The organism is Sphingobium sp. TomTYG75 (genome assembly GCF_054771635.1).
Genome location: NZ_BSRE01000002.1, coordinates 509,481 through 528,222 on the forward strand (window position 1 = coordinate 509,481; position 18,742 = coordinate 528,222).

Annotated in this window: 11 protein-coding genes; 5 read left to right on the forward strand and 6 right to left on the reverse strand. The window is 63.7% G+C overall.

What is annotated here, in order from left to right; all coding sequences use genetic code 11:
- Positions 1–98: 98 nt before the first annotated feature.
- Genes ACYU81_RS15995 through ACYU81_RS16010 form a run of 4 tightly spaced genes read left to right on the forward strand, consistent with a single transcriptional unit; the run spans position 99 to position 9,227 of the window.
- Positions 99–1,448: a multiheme c-type cytochrome gene (locus ACYU81_RS15995; protein WP_460988597.1), complete on the forward strand. Its 1,350-nt coding sequence runs from the start codon at positions 99–101 to the stop codon at positions 1,446–1,448.
- Positions 1,449–1,495: 47 nt separating this feature from the next.
- Complete coding sequence (locus ACYU81_RS16000; RefSeq protein WP_460989118.1) at positions 1,496–3,418, forward strand: heme-binding protein; 1,923 nt, start codon at positions 1,496–1,498, stop codon at positions 3,416–3,418.
- A gap of 2 nt (positions 3,419–3,420) precedes the next feature.
- Positions 3,421–5,259 (forward strand): hypothetical protein, encoded by a 1,839-nt coding sequence (locus ACYU81_RS16005; RefSeq protein ID WP_460988598.1) that lies wholly within the window; start codon positions 3,421–3,423, stop codon positions 5,257–5,259.
- Entirely contained in the window at positions 5,259–9,227 is a 3,969-nt protein-coding gene (locus tag ACYU81_RS16010; RefSeq protein ID WP_460988599.1) for an LVIVD repeat-containing protein, read from the forward strand. The genes ACYU81_RS16005 and ACYU81_RS16010 overlap by 1 nt, the downstream gene beginning before the upstream one ends.
- 782 nt (positions 9,228–10,009) lie before the next feature.
- Here ACYU81_RS16010 and ACYU81_RS16015 read toward each other — a convergent pair.
- On the reverse strand, positions 10,010–11,428 hold the full coding sequence (locus tag ACYU81_RS16015; protein WP_460985809.1) for an ISNCY family transposase: 1,419 nt from the start codon (positions 11,426–11,428) through the stop codon (positions 10,010–10,012).
- Between the two features lie 66 nt (positions 11,429–11,494).
- Between ACYU81_RS16015 and ACYU81_RS16020 the strand changes: the two genes are divergently transcribed.
- Positions 11,495–12,325, forward strand: a complete 831-nt coding sequence (locus ACYU81_RS16020; RefSeq protein WP_460988600.1) for a hypothetical protein — start codon at positions 11,495–11,497, stop codon at positions 12,323–12,325.
- Positions 12,326–12,433: 108 nt separating this feature from the next.
- Here ACYU81_RS16020 and ACYU81_RS16025 read toward each other — a convergent pair whose 3' ends face one another.
- From ACYU81_RS16025 to ACYU81_RS16045, 5 genes are read right to left on the reverse strand one after another with little or no spacing between them, the layout of a single operon-like run.
- A complete protein-coding gene (locus ACYU81_RS16025) occupies positions 12,434–13,282 on the reverse strand; it encodes a phosphodiesterase (protein ID WP_460988601.1) in 849 nt (282 codons plus the stop codon).
- A gap of 16 nt (positions 13,283–13,298) precedes the next feature.
- Complete coding sequence (locus tag ACYU81_RS16030; RefSeq protein ID WP_460988603.1) at positions 13,299–15,095, reverse strand: cytochrome c3 family protein; 1,797 nt, start codon at positions 15,093–15,095, stop codon at positions 13,299–13,301.
- Positions 15,096–15,100: 5 nt separating this feature from the next.
- Positions 15,101–15,976 (reverse strand): hypothetical protein, encoded by an 876-nt coding sequence (locus ACYU81_RS16035; RefSeq protein WP_460988605.1) that lies wholly within the window; start codon positions 15,974–15,976, stop codon positions 15,101–15,103.
- A complete protein-coding gene (locus ACYU81_RS16040) occupies positions 15,976–16,218 on the reverse strand; it encodes a hypothetical protein (RefSeq protein ID WP_460988607.1) in 243 nt (80 codons plus the stop codon). Before ACYU81_RS16040 ends, ACYU81_RS16035 begins: the two co-directional genes overlap by 1 nt.
- On the reverse strand, positions 16,215–18,692 hold the full coding sequence (locus tag ACYU81_RS16045) for a cyclic nucleotide-binding domain-containing protein (protein WP_460989119.1): 2,478 nt from the start codon (positions 18,690–18,692) through the stop codon (positions 16,215–16,217). Before ACYU81_RS16045 ends, ACYU81_RS16040 begins: the two co-directional genes overlap by 4 nt.
- Between the last annotated feature and the right edge of the window lie 50 nt (positions 18,693–18,742).

Genomic DNA, 18,742 nt, shown 5'->3' on the forward strand with positions numbered 1-18,742 from the left:
TGAAAGGGTGGCGCGGACGCGGCTAGAGCGGTCGCGCGCAAGGGGGCGTGTGAATGGGGGGCTTCAGGAGCTACGGAGTAAGCAGGCGGGCGGCTGGCATGGTAGTGCTGGGCGCGGCGATGCTGCTCGTGCTGCTGCTGTGCGCCTTGCCGGGGGGCGGCCGGGGGGCGGCTGACGCGGCTCCGGTGGCGCGCGGGTTCACGGGTGTTGCCTCCTGCGCGGGCTCCACCTGTCACGGGCGGATGGAAGGCGACGGCAAGGTCGTGCGCCAGGATGAGCTGATGCGCTGGCAGGAGCCTTCCAGCCCCGGCGGCGCGCATAGTCGCGCCTTCGCGGTGCTGAGCGGTACGCGCGGGCGGCAGATCGCGGCGACGCTGGGCCTGGGCGATGCGGCGGCGGCCCCCGCTTGCCTTGGGTGCCATTCGACTCCGGCGGCGGCAACGGGCGCGCGGGTGCTGGCTAGCGATGGCGTCGGGTGCGAAGCGTGCCACGGCGCGGCGGGCGGATGGATCGCGTCGCACTATGCCGTCGGGGCGGGCCATGCGTCGAACGTCGCGGCGGGGATGATCCCGCTGGATCGGCCACAGGCGCGGGCTGCGGTGTGTCTCGATTGCCATTTTGGGAGCGACCGGCCGGGGCAGTTTGTCGATCATCGCATGATGGCGGCTGGCCATCCCCGCGTCTCGTTTGAACTCGACCTCTTCTCTTCCATGCAGGCGCATCACGACGAGGACGCGGATTATGCGCGGCGCAAGGGGCGGACCGACGGTCTGAAATTCTGGGCGGTGGGTCAGGCGATGGCGGTGCAGCGCGCACTGACCCTCTATGCGGGCGCGAAGGGGACGGAAGGGGCTTTCCCGGAATTCTATTTCTTCGACTGCCAGAGCTGCCACCGGCGCATTTATGATCAGGCCGAGCGCAGCAAGACATGGGAAGCGAACCCCGGACGGCCGATCCCGGCGGGCATGCCGCCTTTCAATGACGAGAATATGATCATGCTGTCGGCGGCGGCCAAGGTGATCGCGCCCGGCGCGGCGGCCCGGTTCGATGCGGACAGCAGGGCGTTCCATGCCGCCATCGCGCGGGACCGGGGTTCGGCGGTCGCGGTGGCAGGCAAGCTGGCGGCGAGCGCCGGGGCGCTGGCCAATGGCTTTGCGGGGGCGCGGACGAATGGCGACATGGCGTTCGCCATCGTCAGTGAGATCGCGGGCGGCGCGATCAGCCCGCGCTTCACCGATTATGAAGGGTCGGTACAGGCGGTGATGGCGGTCGATACGCTGCTGAACAGCATGGTGAAGTCGGGCCGCGTGACCGTGGGTGCGGCGGCAGGCATCCGGGCGGACGTCAACCGCGCCTATGCAGCGGTCAAGGAGCCCAACAGCTATCAACCCGCCGCCTTCCGCAGCGCCTTGGGCAGTGCGGCGCGCAGTATCGGAGCATTGCGGTGAGCGGATTGCGGCACAGATTGAGCGCGTTCGCGGCGCTGTCGGCATTGATGCTGGCATCCTGCGGCGGTGGCGGCGGCAGCAGTGGCGGAAGCGGCGGGTCGCCCACCCCGACCCCGACGCCCACGCCGACGCGCCTCTATGCCGATCCGGCGCAGGAGGCGCTAACCGTCGCCGATGTGGAGAATGTCGTAGCGCATGCGACCGCTGAGGCGCAGGCGCGTAGTCTGCCAGCGGTGATTGCGGTCACAGACCGGGTCGGCAATGTGCTGGCCGTATTCCGCATGAACGGCGCGCGGGCCACCGCGACAACCAGCGCGGCTCCCAACGGGCAGAATATAGACGCCCAGAATCTGACCGTCCCGGCCGAGGCTGGCGCGATCAGCAAGGCGATCACGGGTGCTTATCTGTCGAGCGGTGGCAATGCCTTTTCGACGCGCACGGCGAGCATGATCGTGCAGGAGCATTTCCCGCCCGCGCCGGGGACGGTGGGGCTGGAGAGCGGGCCGCTGTTCGGCGTGCAGTTCAGCCAGCTGCCCTGTTCGGACTTGTCGGCGCGTTATATGTCGTCGGGTTCACAAGCGATGATCGGGCCGAAGCGGTCGCCGCTGGGGCTGGCGGCTGACCCGGGCGGCTTTCCGCTTTACAAAAATGGCGTTGTCGTCGGCGGCGTCGGGGTAATGGCGGACGGGGTCTATGGGTCCGACGCGAATGTCACCGACACGGACAATGATCCGGAAGAATATATCGCTCTTGCTGGAACGCTGGGCTTTGAAGCGCCCGGCAGCATCCGCGCGAACCGCATCTTCGTGGACGGCACGTCGCTGCGCTATTCGGATGCGGCCTATGCGGGGTTGATGGCGAGCGGGACGGCCAGCTTTGCCGCGATCAATGGCAGCGCCGGGTCGCTGGTGGCGGTGCGTGGCTATTATGGCGATCCCGCGCCGATGGTGCTGGCGGGCGTCGCCTATGGCAGCGAGCTTTCGGGCGTGCGGGCTTCGCGGGTGGCGGAGTTTTCCAATCGTGACGCCTTTGTGCTGACGGACGGGTCGGGCAATAATCGCTTCCCGATCCGGGCGGCGACTGATGCAGGCGATGTCGCGCAGCCGCTGACCGCCGCAGAGGTGACGGCGGTGCTGGAGGAAGCCTTCACCATCATGAGCCGGGCGCGGGCGCAGATCAGGCAGCCGCTCGACAGCCGGGCGCAGGTGACGATCAGTGTCGTGGATACGCGGGGCGCAGCGCTGGGGATCGTGCGGTCGCCCGATGCGCCGATCTTTGGCACTGATGTGAGCTTGCAGAAGGCCCGGACGGCGGCTTTCTTCTCGGGCGCTCATGCCGCGCCGGACCTGCTGGCGAGCAGCAGTGCGGATGTGGCGGCGTTCGTGGGGAAGGCGCGGACGTTTCTGAATGATCCGGCGGCGCTGACGGGAACTCATGCCTTTACCGACCGCGCCAACGGCAATTTGTCACGCCCCTATTTCCCCGATGGCGAGGTGGGGCGGCCTAACGGGCCGTTCTCCCGCCCGATCGCGCAGTTCAATCCTTTCTCCACCGGCTTGCAGTCGGCATTGGTGGTGGGCGACCTCGCGGCGCACTTGGCCTACGTGACGGGCGCGAGTGCGACCGACACGCCGCAACGTTGTTCGGCGGTGACGGGCGTGGGTGCAGGAAACCGCATCCAGAACGGCGTCCAGATTTTCCCCGGCTCCGTGCCCATTTATCGCGGTAATGTGCTGGTCGGCGCGATCGGCGTGTCGGGCGACGGCATTGATCAGGATGACATGATCAGCTTCCTGGGCGTGCATAATGGCGGGCAGCGGGGCGGCGGCATCGGTAACGCGCCTGCGGCGATCCGGGCGGATCAGATCGTCGTGGACCTTGGCAATGCGTCGGTGCGGCTGCGTTATGTGAGCTGCCCCTTTGCGCCGTTCCTCGACAGTGGGTCGCAAAATGTGTGTCAGGGGCTGTAGGGGTGGGACTTGCCGCTTTCCTGCCGCTCTTTGCGCTGGCGCAGCCGGGCGAGCCCGTGCCGCCGCCTCCGCCCGATAATTGGGAAGAGATTTTGAACGCGCCCGAAGCGGGTGCCGATGATCAATCGATCGAGGGCCGCCGCAGGCCCGGCTATGAAACGCCGCTGCCCGAAGCAGTGACGCAGGATAATCCCGGTGCCGTGCGCGCGCCGCCGCCCGAGGCTTTTCCGGTCGATCAGGTGCCCATCCCGGATCGCTGGCGGCTGATTGAATCGCTGGGCGTGGTCAAGGAACGCTGGTTGGATCCCTATGGCCAGAACACGTTGAAGGGCGACCGGCCCATCGACCGAGAGAAGGTGAAGTGGCTGCCGATCAAGGGCGATGACTGGTTCTTCGTCGCCAATGCGGTGAGCGACACGGTGATCGAGCCGCGCACTTTCCCCATTCCGGTCGGCGTCCAGACGACCGAGCGGCCGGGCAGCATCAATGTCTTCGGCAAGGATGCGAGCTATGTGCTGAGCCAGACCTTCATCGGCGGCGTGGCGCTGATCAAGGGATCGACCGCGTTCAAGCCGCCGGAGATCGAATATCGGCTGACGCTGGCCTATAATATCAACCATGTGAATGTGCCCGAACGGCGGGTGCTGTTCGTCGAGCCATCGAAGCCGAGCCACCGGACCGACCATTTTCTGGGGGTGCAGGAAGCCTTCATCGATTACCATCTGGCGAACACGTCGGATCGTTATGACTTCCGCTCGATCCGCGTCGGCATTCAGCCGTTCCAGTCGGATTTTCGCGGTTTCCTGTTCAACGACCAGCAACTGGGTATTCGGCTGTTCGGCAATCGCGACAATAACCGTTTCCAGTTCAACCTCGCGGCCTTCTGGCGGCTGGAGAAGGACACGAACAGCGGCCTGAACTCTGTGGTGCAGTCGCCACGGCGCGACTGGGTGTTTCTGGCCAATCTCTATCGGCAGGATTTCCTGATCCCCGGCCTCACCAGCCAGATCACCGCCGTCTATAATATGAACCGCGAGGCCGGGCGGATCGAGATTGATGACAATGGCTTTCCGGTGCGGCCCGCCCTGCTCGGCGACCTGCGCGGGCGGGATTATGATGTCGTGTATCTTGGTTATAATGCCGATGGGCGGATCGGTCGGATCAACCTGACGGCATCGGTTTACGGCGCGCTGGGGGAGGATCGGAACAGCTTCTTCACCTCGGAACCTGCGCAGATCAGGGCGTTCTTCGCCGCTGCCGAAGCGAGCATCGACAAGGACTGGATGCGCTTCCGCCTGTCGGGACTTTATGCGAGCGGCGACAGCGACCCGCATGACAATCGCGAAAACGGCTTCGACGCGATTTTCGAGAACCCGATCTTTGCGGGCGCCGACACAAGTTACTGGATCAGGCAGACCATCCCCTTTGCGGGCGGCGGGCGCGTCATTGGGATCAACGGCCGCAACGGCATATTGAACTCGCTGCGATCGTCAAAGGAGCAGGGGCAGTCGAACTTCAACAATCCCGGCACGATGCTGCTGGGCGCAGGCGCGGATTTCGACCTGCTGCCGGAACTGCGGCTGTCGGCCAATGCGAACCATCTGTGGTTCCAGAACACCGCGACCTTGCAGGCTTTGCGCAACGAGGGGAGCATTCCCAAGTCGATCGGCTGGGACTTGTCCACCGCGGCGATCTGGCGGCCAAAGGCGACGCAGAATATCGTGTTTCGCCTGTCGGGCGCGACCTTGCTGCCGGGCGCGGGCTTCCGCGACCTTTTCACCAATAGCGAGCGCAACCGGAATTATTATTCGGTGCTCGGCAACCTGATCCTGAGTTATTGATGCGGCCTTTCTTCGCCTTTCTGTTGCTGATCCTGGCCGCGATGACGGTGCCGGTGGTGATCCTGCACGCGTCGGATGCGGAGAAGCCGGTGGCGCGCGTCTATGCGGTGACGCCGCCTGCGCCCATGAGCCAGACCGCCGATCAGGTCGCGGCCAAGTCGGATGGCTGCTATAGCTGCCACACCAAGACCGACGAACCGTCGATGCACGCAACCCCGGCGGTGATGCTGGGCTGCGTCGATTGTCATGGCGGCGACGCGACGGTGCGCGGCGATCCCGCCCATGGTTTCGAAGATCCCGCCTATGTCGCGGCGCGGGAAAAGGCGCATGTGCTGCCGCGCTATCCGGGAAGCTGGCATTATCCGTCCTCGGCAAATCCGAAGCGGACTTATGCCCTGCTCAACCGCGAAGCGCCGGAGTTCGTGCGCTTCGTGAACCCCAGCGACTATCGCGTGGCGCGGGAGGCTTGCGGGTCGTGCCATATGCAGACGATCGAGGCGGCGGAGCGGTCCCTGATGGCGTCGGGCGCGATGCTGTGGGGCGGCGCGGCTTATAATAACGGCATCGTGCCGTACAAGAATTACATCTTTGGCGAGGCTTATACCAAGGATGGCAATCCCGCGAAGATCGTCTCGCCCGGTTCGCCCCCCGGCACGCTGACGGCCGAGCAGAAGGCGCGCGGCGCGCTGGCCGAACTCTATCCGCTACCCAACTGGCAGGTGACGCCGCCCGGCGACGTGTTCCGCGTGTTCGAGCGCGGCGGCCGCAATATCTCCACGCAGTTTGCGGAGATTGGCTTGCCCAATCCCACCGGCGCCATCCAGCGGCTGGAGGAACCGGGGCGGCCGGACCTGAAGCAATCAAGCCGGGGGCCGGGAACGGGCCTGCGCGTCGCGATCCCAGTGCTTAACCTGCACAAGACGCGCCTCAATGACCCCTATATGTGGTTCATGGGGACTAATGATCAGCCGGGCGATTATCGCCATTCGGGCTGCTCGGGCTGCCATGTCGTCTACGCCAATGACCGCGAGCCGCGCCACAGCCTGACCTATGCGCAATATGGGCGGGATGGGCAGACGGCTACGGTCGATCCGACGATTGCGGGGAAGATGGAACATGGCGCGCTGAAGGGTGCCCATGACAAAACGCCCGATCATCCCATCGGCGCGGTCAAGGAAAGCGGGCATCCGATCCGCCACGCCTTCACCCGCGCGATCCCGACGGCGCAGTGCATGAATTGCCACATGCACCAGCCCAATATCTTCCTGAACAGCTATCTCGGCTACACCATGTGGGACTATGAGTCCGATGCAGCGCTGATGTGGCCGGAGAAGCAGAAATATCCCGACGCAGCCGAGGTGCACAAGACGCTGGAGCGGAACCCGGAAGGCGCTGGACCGAAGGGCAACTGGTCGGACCTCGATTTCCTGCGCAACGTATATGATCTGAACGACAAGGCGAAGGATACGCAATTCGCCGACTATCACGGCCATGGTTGGAACTTCCGCGGCGTCTTCAAGCGCGACCGCGAGGGCAATCTGCTCGACGCGGACGGGAAGGTCGTTTCGAACGACGATCCGGAGAAATGGCGGAAGAAGGGTGAGGGCAAGTTCGTCCAGCCCGGCGTCAATCCAGGTAAGTCCGTCCACCTCATGGACATCCACGCCGAAAAGGGCCTGCAATGCGCCGACTGCCATTTCGCGCAGGACAGCCATGGCAACGGCTTCATCTATGGCGAGGTCGCAAACGCGATCGAGATCGGGTGCAAGGACTGCCACGGCACGGCTGACGCCTATCCGACGCTGCTGACCTCGGGACCGGCCGCCCCGCCAAAGGGCACGAACCTGGCGCTGCTGCGCAACTCGGACGGCAAGCGACGGTTCGAATGGTTTTACGATGCGAGCGGGCGGCGCAAGCTGATCCAGCGGTCGATCGTCGATCCCAACCTCGAATGGGAAGTGTCGCTGGTGAAGGACAGCGTCGATCCCGCCAACCCGCACTTCAACGCCAAGGCGGCGCGCGCCAAGCTGATGAGCAAGTCGGGCGCGGAGGATGGCAGCTTCGCCTTCGGTCCCGGCGTGGCGAAGGCAGACCGCGCGCATGGTGATGACTCGATGGCCTGCTTCACCTGTCATTTGAGCTGGACGACGAGCTGCGGCGGCTGCCACCTGCCAATCGAGGCGAACTGGAAAACCTCGCTCCACCATTATGACGGGGAGGAGACGCGCAACTTCGCCACCTACAACCCGCAGGTCGCGCGCGACGAGATGTTCCAGCTTGGCAAGCATATGACGACCAAGGGGAATGAGACGGCCCCGGTACGGTCGACGTCCGCGCTGGTGCTGTCATCGACCAACATCAACCGCGAGCGCATCTATATCCAACAGCCGCCGATTTCGGGCATCGGCTTCTCGTCACAGGCGTTTGCGCCGCACTTCCCGCATACGGTGCGAAAGACCGAGACGAAGACCTGCTCCGACTGCCACCTGTCGGCGAAGGACGACAACAACGCGATCATGTCGCAGCTGATGCTGCTGGGCACGAACTTCGTCAATTTCGTGGGGCTGAATGCCTGGACTGGCCTCGAAGGCGGGTTCGAAGCGATCCGCGTCACCGAATGGGACGAACCGCAGGCGGTAATTGGCAGCTATCTGCAAAAATATGCCTATCCCGACTATTGGAAGCTGCATGTCGAGCAGAATGGCCGCGAGCTGAAAAACTGGGTCCGGGGCAAGTTCTTCGACAGCAAGGGTTCGGGCGAGACGCAGCCGATCGAGGAATTCCGCAATGTCGTGAAGGGCACGCGCGATCGCGTCGGCTGCCTGCAACTGCGCGGCGAATATATGTCTGTGGCCGAAGGGAAGGGCGGCTTCCGCGTCTATGACGTCGCGTCGATCGCGAACAAGGGCTTTTCCGAGCCGATCGTGAGCGGGCCGTTCTCGAAACTCGGCCACAATACGGGCGTGGCGTCGAAGAATGCGACCTGCATGGCGCTGCCGACCAATCAGCCGATCAACCCGCTGCGCAGCACCAAGGAACTGCGCGAGATCAACCAGGAACAGCCCTTCCTGCCGATCTACAGCTATGCGGCGGTGACGGACAGCGTCGAGGGGCTGATCATGGTCAATATCGAGACCATGGCCGATGGCGAGTTCCGCAATAATTTCCTGAAGCGGGCCGTCACCTGGAACCCCGATGGCGTGTTGAACGGGGCGCGGCATATCCAGCTGGCGGGGCAGATTGCCTATATCACGGCTGACGTTGGCCTGGTGGTGGTGGACCTTAGCGATCCGCTGCATCCGCGCCTCGCCGCCGTTCGGCCGATGAAGGATGCGCGGGCGAGCGCGATCCAATTCCGCTACCTCTGGGTCACCGACGCCGAAGGGCTGAAACTGTTCGACGTGACGAAGCTCACCCATCCGGTGGCCGTGCCATCCGCGACCGTGCCGCTGAAGGATGCGCGCCGCATCTATCTGGCGCGCACCTATGCCTATGTCGCGGCGAAGGCCGAGGGTCTGGCGATCGTCAACATCACCAATCCCTTGAAGCCCAGCCTCTATGCCAGGGAGACATTCGGCGGACAGATGACGGACGTGGAGGATGTCATCGTCGGCACCACCAACGCCTCCCTCTTCGCCTATGTCGCGGACGGCCGGAACGGCATGAAGGTGATCCAGCTGACCAGCCCGGCGAGCCAGCCCAATTTCTACGGCTTCTCCCCCGCGCCCAAGCCCGAACTGATCGCCTGGGCGCGTACGCCCACCCCTGCGGTGGCGCTATCCAAGGGGCTGGATCGCGATCGGGCGGTGGACGAAACGGGCGGGCAGATCGCCGTATTCGGACGACTGGGATCGCGGCCCTTCACCCGGACGGAGATGGAGCGGCTATTCCTGACGTCGAAGGGCGTGCCGTACAAGGTCAGCGATGAAGTGGACATGAAGAGCTGGCGACCGCCTTTGCTGCGGTGAGGGGGATGTGGGTCGCGTTTGCCATCGGCTGCATGATCTGTGCGTTAGCCTGGCGATGACCGCTACATCGCTTACGGCCCCTATGAGCTAAAGAGCGATCCCCACAGTTTCCAGCCCACGCCCAGGGTGAGGCCTATAAGCGCGGTGACAATGAGCACATCGAGCGCTGACAGATCGTCGTTGTTCCGGGCCATTGGCTGGTCTCCTGCTGCCGCCGATCGTGGCGCCGACGACGGCCGCGCGCGAGCCTAACATGTTTCGGGAGCGAAATGCGATGGGGACGATGGAGTAGGGCGAGAGGGTTTCAATGTTTGGCCTTCGGAGGAGATGACAGGCTGAGCGTCTGCCAACGACCAAAGGCGGTCGCTCAGGGTCGGTTCCAGTTTACTTGGAAGCTGCCATAAGTCTTTGAGATCGAGCAGTGCGAATCAGCGCCATGTCGGTAAAGGTTGAGAGGTTTAGCGTGAAAAGTACCGGCCGGTTTAATGCGGACCTGCGAGCACTCAGGTCGCGCAGCTATGACCGCTGCCAATCTTGCGGAGAGAAGTTGCCACACGAAGTTGCTGCATATGCGGGTTACGCTATCGATGGACAGCCCCGATATGTCGGCGCTTGCTGTTCCTGCCATGTAGAGAAGTCCCTATTTCCGCCATATAGAGATGTCACAGGTTGGGTAACAGCAGGGGCTGCGTGGAGCCATCGACACAGCGCAGCGCAGACCCTGCTGATGCGCTGACCTGGGGTTAGTAAACCATGGACCCGCTGCCCTGCAGTGGGCCCGGTCATGTCCTTTGCACGAAAGCGAGCGTGCCGCGTTCACGCAACGCCTCGTCACTGAGCCTGGGACCGCGCTTGAGCTTCGAGCCACCCAGTTTGCGGCGGTCGATCTTGGGCGGCGGTGCCGGTTCGGGGAAGAGATGCATTGGCTGGTCACGGCGGGCAGGGGCATCGTTGTTGCGTTTACGATGATGCGGCATGATCGCCTGCATCTGTCTGGCCAGCAGCAGCGCTGCGTCCAGATGCTTGTTCTCTACAATCGCAGGCTGGTTCACCTGCCGCATCTTGTCGAACTGGCGATAAGGCAGGACATGGCCCTCATGCTCGATCTCCAGTCGGCCGTCGGGATATTCGCAAATCGTCACCCGCTTGCGCGCCAGCTTCCTGGCGAGATCGTTCGGCTCCAGAATGAACATCGCCTTGTTGTAATGCAGCGTCAGCGCCGCCGTCACCGTCCGCTGCTCACGCCAGACCATGATCGAGCGCAGATCATCATGCGGGGCGAGGGGGCGGTGCAGATCGCGGGCATCGAAGGCAGGGCGGGCGAACCGTTCATTGTGCCTGGTCCTATAGCTGTCCAGGAAAGCGTTGGCACCGTCGATCGACGAGATGCCTTCCAGGCGCATCGCTTTGACCAGGCGATCCTGCAAGGTGGCGTTGGCACGCTCCACCCGGCCCTTGGCCTGCGGCGAATTGGCGCAGATGATCTCGATATTCAACGCATCCAGCGCCCGCCCGAAATGCGTCATGCCATCGCCGCGCGCCGCGCTGGCCTTGGCGTTTCGAAAAACACTGTGCTTGTCGGAATAGAAGGCCACCGGCTTGCCGTGCCGTTCGATATACGCGCGCGTCGCCTCCATATAGGCGAACGTGCTCTCGCTCTCGACCATCCTGAGGTGCATCAGTTCGCTCGTCGCGTCGTCGATATAGACGAGCAGGGTGCATTGCGGCCCGCGATCCTCGAACCACCAATGCTTCGAACCATCGATCTGGATCAGTTCACCCCGGCAATCCCGGCGGTAACGTGGCTGATATGGGCGAGGGCGCCGAGCCTGGCGATCCTTCCAGATGCCAGCCTCAATCATGATCTGCCGCAGCTTCTCCCGCGAAATGCGGACATCATGGCGTTCAGCCAGGTACTCAGCGGCCAGCGTGGGACCAAAATCATTATAACACGACCGAACCAACGCGACAATCTGATCGCGAATAGCATCGTCCAAACGCCGGTTACTCGGTCGACCGCGCCGGCGCGAAACGACCCCGGATGAGCCGTCCTCGAGATAACGTGTCAGAAGTCGATGCGCGTGGCGGCGACTGATACCCATAAGCCGCGCTGCTTCAGTGACCGTCATGCGGCCCGAAACCACATGCATCAGCGTCTCAACTCGCGAAAGCTCCTCGGTACTCATCTGCAACACCGCCATGTTCAATACCTCCGAACAGCCGGAGGGCACGGTAGCCCAAGTGAGACATCTCTACTTTGCGCGACTGTGACATTTGAACGTTGCTGCTACACTTGCTGTCTGAACGAGATAGATGAACTGGCGACCCATGTTTATTGGTGGTGGGAATCTGATGAGCGTGTCGAGCCGGATACCGTGCTTTGGCGATATATGGATTTAGCCAAATTCTTGCAGTTATTAGAAGAGAAGACGCTCTTCTTCTCGCGTGCCGACAAGTTCGATGATCCTTTTGAAGGCGCATCTGGCCTAGCATCGCGTGAAAAGGAATGGGATGACTATTATCTTACTTATTTCCGTAAGGTCATCCGAACTCCTCCCGCTGGCGGCTCCCAGTTGCCAGATGATGCTGTTGAGCAAAATGCTCAGCGCCTCCTTGCCTCAATCCGCCAGAGCGCTGCCCGTGATCGCCGCACGACATTTGTAAGCTGTTGGCATGCAAATTCGGGGGAATCCGAAGCTTTATGGCGCCTATATTGTCCGCTCGGATCAAGCGGGGTGCTGGTTAAAACGACGGCAGATCGGCTGTTGCAAGCACTCGACCCATCCGCTCAGATCAAGCTTGGTCGTGTCCAGTACGTTGACTTCCGCAAGTCCTTCGCCGGCCTTCACGATCGAATCTTTTGGAAGCGCAAATCCCTTGCTCATGAATCCGAGGTCCGCGCTGTGTGCACAGGAAACCTAAGCGACGACTGGCCAGGGCTACCAGTCTCGGTCGATCTTTCGGTCCTACTTGAAATAGTGGTGCCATCTCCCTTTGCACCTCCTTGGTTTCCGACTTTACTTGCGTCGCTAGTTGGCCGTTTCGGGCTGGGAGTGCCAGTCGAAGACTCAGAGTTGCTAGCCCAGCCTTTTTTCTAAATTTTGAATAGATCAAGGTCCCATACCACTTGTGGAAAGCCGCCTGTCCGCAATCCACCCATCCGGTTGGGCGCAGCGGCCTTGCTCAGATTCTGGCGGACGCCGCCGTCACCCCGGCCGTTCATCCATCAGCATGCGGACCAGCGGCTGCATGCTTGTGTCGAACTTGGCCAGCGTCGCCTGATCGCCCGCCGTTTCGAAATGCGTGATCAGACCATGCTCCGTCCAGCGGTGGAGCGCATAGGCGGGCGCGTCGGCGATGATCATCGGCCGGTTGTCCGGGGCGTCCGGGTCCATTGGCCGCAGGTCGAGCGCGAGTTGCGGGGCGGTTGAGGAGCAGATCGCAACGGTGGTGCCCTGCCACGGCGCAGTGATGGTGCGGTGAAGGTGGCCGCAGAGGAGTGCGGCGATGTTGGGGCGGTTTGCGATTGCGGCGGCGAAACGCTGGACCCAGGGTTCGTCCGGGTGGGTGTTCATCCATTCGATCCCGGCCTCGACCGGGGGATGATGCAGGACGATGAGGGTGGGCGTTTCGGCATCCTCGTCGAGACGAGCCGTTAGCCACTCCGCGCGGGCTTCGCAGAAGGCGCCCCCGTGGCGGCCGGGCTCCAGCGTGTCGAGGATCAGGATGCGGCGGTTTTCCAGCGCGATGACATAGTGTACGAATCCGTCCTGCCGCGGGATGTGCGGGAAATGCTGCGCGAAATTGGCGCGGTCGTCATGATTGCCCATGGCGGGCCAGACCGGGAAGGGGCATTGGGCAAAGGCTTCCGCGAGGGCGCGGTAGCTTTCGGTGTCGCCCCGCTCGGTCAGATCGCCGGTCGCGAGCAGCAGGTCCGGGCGGTTGGGGCCGTCGATCAAAGCGCGCAGCACCTGATCGAGCCGCTGGCGGTTAAGCTCCGCCGGATTGCCGGGGTCGAAGCCGAGATGAATGTCGGTGATCTGGGCGATCAGCATGGTCTTTAGCTCCCCCTTACCCGTCGCGGCCGGTGCGCCGTGGCCTGTCCGCCTGATCCCGTCTGACCGCGCGATCGGCGGGCGTCCATGGCGCGCCGTCGCCGACATGATAGCTGTGGCACATGGCGCAGCCGGACGGCACATCGGCCTTCGCCTTTTCACCGCCATGACAGGTGCGGCAGCTGTCGATGCCAGGCAGCAGCAATTGGCGCGCGTCATGGCTTTTGGGCGCCGCGTGGCAGCTTTCGCAACTCTCGGTCGCGTGCGCCTTATGATCGAACCAGCCCTTCATCATGTAGCGCATGGGCTGGTTGACGGGTGCGACTTGCCAGCTCGTCCCGCCCCCGGTGACGATGTGGCAGTCATAACAGGCCCCGCCCTTGGAAAAGACTGCGCGGATGGCATCGTCGGCGCGGGACGGGCGATCGGCCGCCGCGCCGAAATAAGCGTGATAGACGCGGCCCTGCGCATAGTCGCCAGGGCGGCGGCGCGCCATGCCGCCGAGTGACAAGGGCTGGGCGGGCGCGGTGGAGCGGTAGTAGGCGCGAAGGTCCGCTATCACCTGATCGGGCTGGCCGTGGCGCAGGGTGCGGACGGTGCCGCCGATCGTCTCGAAGGCGAGGCTGTGGCAGGATTGGCAATCACGCTCCATATCGACGGGCAGGAAGCGCACGCCGTCGGCGGTCGGCCGGTGGCAATCCTTGCAGGCGAGCGCGTCGCCATAGCCCGATTGCGCGCCCAGCGTGCGGGCCATGCGGGCGACGCCGCCGGTCTTTGACAGGTGGACGTCGTGCGGGAATTTGAGACCGCTGTCGTCCATCGGTTTGGCGTCGAGGGAGGCGCGGGTGAAGCTGGGGTGCTTGCCGGGATTATATTGGACGAGCGCGGTGAATTGGGGGTGATCCGTGCCGAAATCGCTGGCGTTGGCGAGCTTGCTGTCCTTTAGCCGATCCTTGAGGCTGCCGTGGCAGTCGGTGCAGAAGGCTTGGGGCGTGGGCTGCATCGGCCCTGCCCCTTCATGTTCGCGGTGGCAATCGACGCAGGCACCTTCGGGCGGCTTGCCAAAGGTGGAGGCGACGAGGTTCAGGAACTTGCCGCCGATGCCGGGTTCCGCGCGCGCCATGGCGATGCGGGCGGCGGGGGCGTGGTCGTGGACGGACTTGTGACAGGTCTGGCAGGCGGTATCGCGGACGGACACGAATGCCTTTTGGTGACAGGTCTCGCATTTGCCTTCGAGCGCGTGGTGGGCTTGGCTCAGGGGGCCGGAGGACCATGCGCCGTCGCCCTTCACGCTGTAGATGTTGCGCGTGTCGTCGGCCGGACGGGTGGCGTAGCTGTAGATCGGGATCGCCAGGAAGCCGATGAGGATGGCCAGCACGAGGCCCCAGGCGGTCAGGCGCTTGGGCGGGGCGAGGCGGGCGAGGGAGAAGACGCGGGCCTCCTCCTTTTCCTCCGACGCATCGGACACGGCATCGACGCGGCGGATGGAGAGGATGGTTGCGCCGTCTTCGGCGCTGACGGTGATGCGGTGGCCGCCGAAGCGCAGTTCCGCGCCCTTGGCGGTGTCGATGTCGGCCGAACGGGTGGTGCGGCCTTCGATGTCGAAGCCCAGCGTGCCGGTGGCGCGAACACGGATGGTGCGCGCGTCGATCTGCTCGATCCGCGCGTGATCGGGTTCGAGCGCGAGGTCGGGGAGGTGAATGTCGTTGGTGGACGCGCGGCCCAGCGTGAGCTGCGGTTTCGCGACCGTCGCACTGCGGACGATCTCGCGACCGTCGGCGGTCAGGCTGATCTGGCGGACTGTGAAGCTCATGGCGCTCACCAGTAGAAAAAGACGCTGACGATATGCGCGGTCAGCGCGGCCAGCAGGGCGAAGGTGGCGGGCACATGGACGTAGAGCCAGATTTCCAGGAGCGCCTTTAGCCGCAGGTGGCGGCGGAGGCGGGCGAGCATCGCCTGCTTGCGTTCGAGCAGGGCATCGACCTTTTCCAGAGGCTCCTTACCCGTATCGGGATGGTCGCCGGTCCAATGGCGGAGCGACGCCTGCGCGGCGGCGGTGGCGCAGCGCGGGTAGCGGCCCGAAAGACGCGCGATCAGGCTGCCGCCGAAGGGATCGTCATTAAGGGACTGGCGAACGAGGCTGGCCTGTTCGTGGGGGAGCGGCTGGGCGGCGTCGTGCAACTGCCGGTCGATGGCGCGGATCGCTTCGAGCATCTGCACCTGCGTCATTTCCGCCCGGTTGTTGCTGAGCGCCGTGGGCAGGGTCGCATAGACGATGATGCCGAACAGACCGGAAAGGATCACCAGCATCATCAGCACATAGGCGAGCGTATGAACGTTCCACCCAAGCTGAAAGCCCGTGTGCAGCGTGCCGATGACGATGAGGCTGAGGCCCAGATAGACATGCGCGCTCGTCCAAGCCTTCAATGACCAGCGACCGCGCGTCATGGCGCGCTTGCGCAGGCCCAGCAGGGTGAGCCAGAGAATGAGGCCGACGCCCATGGTGCCCAGCGTGTAGCCGTACCAGCTGCCGCCATTATGATGGGGCGTGACGTCGATCATCAGATAGCTGGCGATGACGAGCAGGCAGAGAAGGCAAGCGATCTTCAGCCAGCGGAAATTGGCGTGGCGCAGGAACCCGTCATGGAGGGTTTCGCCCTTGGCGCGGCGGGTGGAGGTAGCGCGTGTGGCCATCAGAGGATGATCACTTTGGTTTGCAGCGTCATCGTATCGAGATTAGCTCTCCTCCGTTCGCCCTGTTTGAGCGAGCCACCCGTCTCGCTCAAATGTCGAGGCCCCTTACTCTCTTGAAGAAAAGTGAAGCCCTTCGACAAGCTCAGGGCGAACGGAGGTAGGGGATTCCCATTAGCTGGGAGATCGATCCCCGACTGCGGCGGGATGACGGAAATGATGTAGGCAGAGATAGCCATACTCAATTCGCTTGCCCATCAAGACGGGCGACGGTCAGGAAATCCTCCGGCGACACGCGGATCGCAGCGCCGGTCGGACAAGCACGCACGCAAGCAGGGCCGCCATCAATCCCCGAGCACATGTCGCACTTGATCGCCTTCTTGGGTTTCTCGACCCCCGGTTCGGCATGCTTGTAGCGCCATTTCTTGGACGGCTCGCCCGGCCCCGGCCCCGCGCCGAAGAACATCCAGCTTAGCAAGCCCGGCTTCTTCGGCGGCACGCTGTCCATGCGGATCACGCCATAGGGGCAGTTGCGCTGGCAATTGCCGCAGCCGATGCAGGTTTCGTCGATGAAGACTTCGCCGTCCGGCCCGCGATGGATCGCGTTGGGCGGGCAGTCGGCCATGCAGTGCGGATGCTCGCAATGGCGGCAGCTCGTCGGCACATGCAGATGCGCGTAGGTGCGCCCCGCCTCCCGGTCGAGGCGCGACAAGCCCTCATGGCTGTCAGCGCACGCCTTTTCGCAATTGTCGCAGCCGACACAGAGATGTTCGTCGATCAGCAGCACGTCGGTCGCCTCGCCGATACCGTTGTCGACCAGGAACTTTGCCGTCTCTGAATACATATCCACGACGGTGGAAAAGCTATCCTTGCGGCTTTCGATAAAGGCGTTGACGTCCTGCCGCGCGGCCATGTCGCGGCGGGCGCGCTCCAGCAAGGCGGGCTTGGCCGCCATCAGCCGGGCGAAGGCGTCGCCGTTCAGCTTGATGACCTCGGACTTCACCGTCGCCTTGACCGTGGCGGTGCGCGGCCCTCCCGCGATCAGCGCCATTTCGCCGACATAGGAGCCGGCAGGAAGGTAGGAGAGGAAGACGTTCTTCCCCCCGATCTTCTTCTCCACGATCATCGATCCGACCCGGATCACATAGATGTCGTTGCCAAGGTCGCCTTCGGTCAGGATCGCCTCGCCCGCTTTGACGGTCTTGATCTCGGCGCTGTCGAGCACTTCGGTAAGGTCGGCAGGGGTCAGCCCCGCGCCGAACATCTGGAGCAATTGCCGCTCGGTCGATATACGGGTGATCGCGCGCTTGGCGGGCGGGTTGGAGGACATGAGCTTCAGCGCCGCCGTCCGCGACACCTCCACCATGATCGAGTCCGTCCCCGCGCGCACGGTCGAACCACGGCGGCGGCCGGAAATCAGACCGACTTCCCCGAAGATGCTCCCCGCTTCGATCGCAACCTCGGTCCCCGGCGCAACCTCGACCAGCGCTTGCCCAGCCGCGATGCCGAAAAGGGATGAGCCGGGATCATGCTTCTCGAAAATCACTGCGCCGGAGCGATAGGCGCGAACCTCGCTGTCGAGCATGAACTCGCGCATCTGAAGGGGGGATAACCCTTCGAGGATCGATACGTTGGTCCGCAGATATTCCAGCCATTCCGCGACGCTCTTCTGCCCCGGTAGGGCAGCGAATTTGGCGGCCAATATCGGCTCGTCCGCAGGCTTCAGATCGCGATTGCCGTTGATATATTCGACAACATCATAGCCCTGATTCATGCAGTGCTTGATCAGCGGATAGCCCGCCAGCGCGCCGATGACGAAGATGCCCGGCGCGGTGCTTTCGAACACCGGCGACAGCTTCGGGAAGGCCAGCCGGTCGCTGCTCGCAAATTCGACGCCGCAGCTTTCGACAAAAGCGCGCGGCGGGGCCGACCCCATGCGGGCGATGATGCGATCGCATTGCACCTTCACCTCGCCATCGCGGCTGTCGAGCGTGATGAAGCCCGGCTCGATCTTCGCCGTGGTCGATTCCGTCATGATCGACAGGCGACCGGCTTCGGCGGCGGCCATCAGCGCCTTGACGTTGGCGGGCTTCGCGCTGGCGAACTCGGTGCCCCGATTGAGGATGGTGACGACATTGCCCTGCGCCTCGTCAGCGGCAAGGCCCATGGCATTCTCAATGCCCGCGTCCCCGGTGCCGACGACGAAGATATGTTCGTCATTATAGTCGGCCGGGTCGTCCAGCTGATATTGCACATGGGGCAGATCCGCGCCCGGAACGCGCATCAGGTTGGGATTGCCCTGCGTCCCGATCGCCATGATCACCGCATCGGCAATAATTTCCCGCCCGTCGGTCAGCGTCAGGCGATAGGGTGGGGCGAGCCGCTGGATTTCCTTGGTATCGGTGGTCCCGTCCCGCTTGCGCTCAACGATCTTCTGGACCGATCCGGGGATGGGATCGCCCGTGCCGCTGATCGCCTTCACCTCTGCATTATAAGCGACGTTCAGGCCCTGCGCGGCGGCCTGCTCGTTCCAGCGGCCCAGGATCGCCTCGCGCTTGCCCGCATCGAAATCGCAATCGGACCGCAGCACGAGCTGGCTGGGCGTCGCCATCACATGCTTGCCCTTCTGATATTTGAAGATCGTGTCGGACAGATGGTCCGTCTTTTCGATCAGAAGGTGGGATATGCCCAGCTGCGCCGCGCGCGCGGCCGCGCTCATCCCCGCCGGTCCCGACCCGACGATCGCGATACGCACGCGGTCAGTCACTT

Coding starts and splice junctions, on each gene's coding strand:
- ACYU81_RS16025 (WP_460988601.1), bottom strand. CDS start 13,282: ATGCTGATCGCCCAGATCACCGACATTCATCTCGGCTTCGACCCCGGC.
- ACYU81_RS16000 (WP_460989118.1), top strand. CDS start 1,496: ATGCTGGCATCCTGCGGCGGTGGCGGCGGCAGCAGTGGCGGAAGCGGC.
- ACYU81_RS16030 (WP_460988603.1), bottom strand. CDS start 15,095: ATGAGCTTCACAGTCCGCCAGATCAGCCTGACCGCCGACGGTCGCGAG.
- ACYU81_RS16010 (WP_460988599.1), top strand. CDS start 5,259: ATGCGGCCTTTCTTCGCCTTTCTGTTGCTGATCCTGGCCGCGATGACG.
- ACYU81_RS16045 (WP_460989119.1), bottom strand. CDS start 18,692: ATGAGCGCGGCCGCGCGCGCGGCGCAGCTGGGCATATCCCACCTTCTG.
- ACYU81_RS16015 (WP_460985809.1), bottom strand. CDS start 11,428: ATGGCGGTGTTGCAGATGAGTACCGAGGAGCTTTCGCGAGTTGAGACG.
- ACYU81_RS15995 (WP_460988597.1), top strand. CDS start 99: ATGGTAGTGCTGGGCGCGGCGATGCTGCTCGTGCTGCTGCTGTGCGCC.
- ACYU81_RS16035 (WP_460988605.1), bottom strand. CDS start 15,976: ATGGCCACACGCGCTACCTCCACCCGCCGCGCCAAGGGCGAAACCCTC.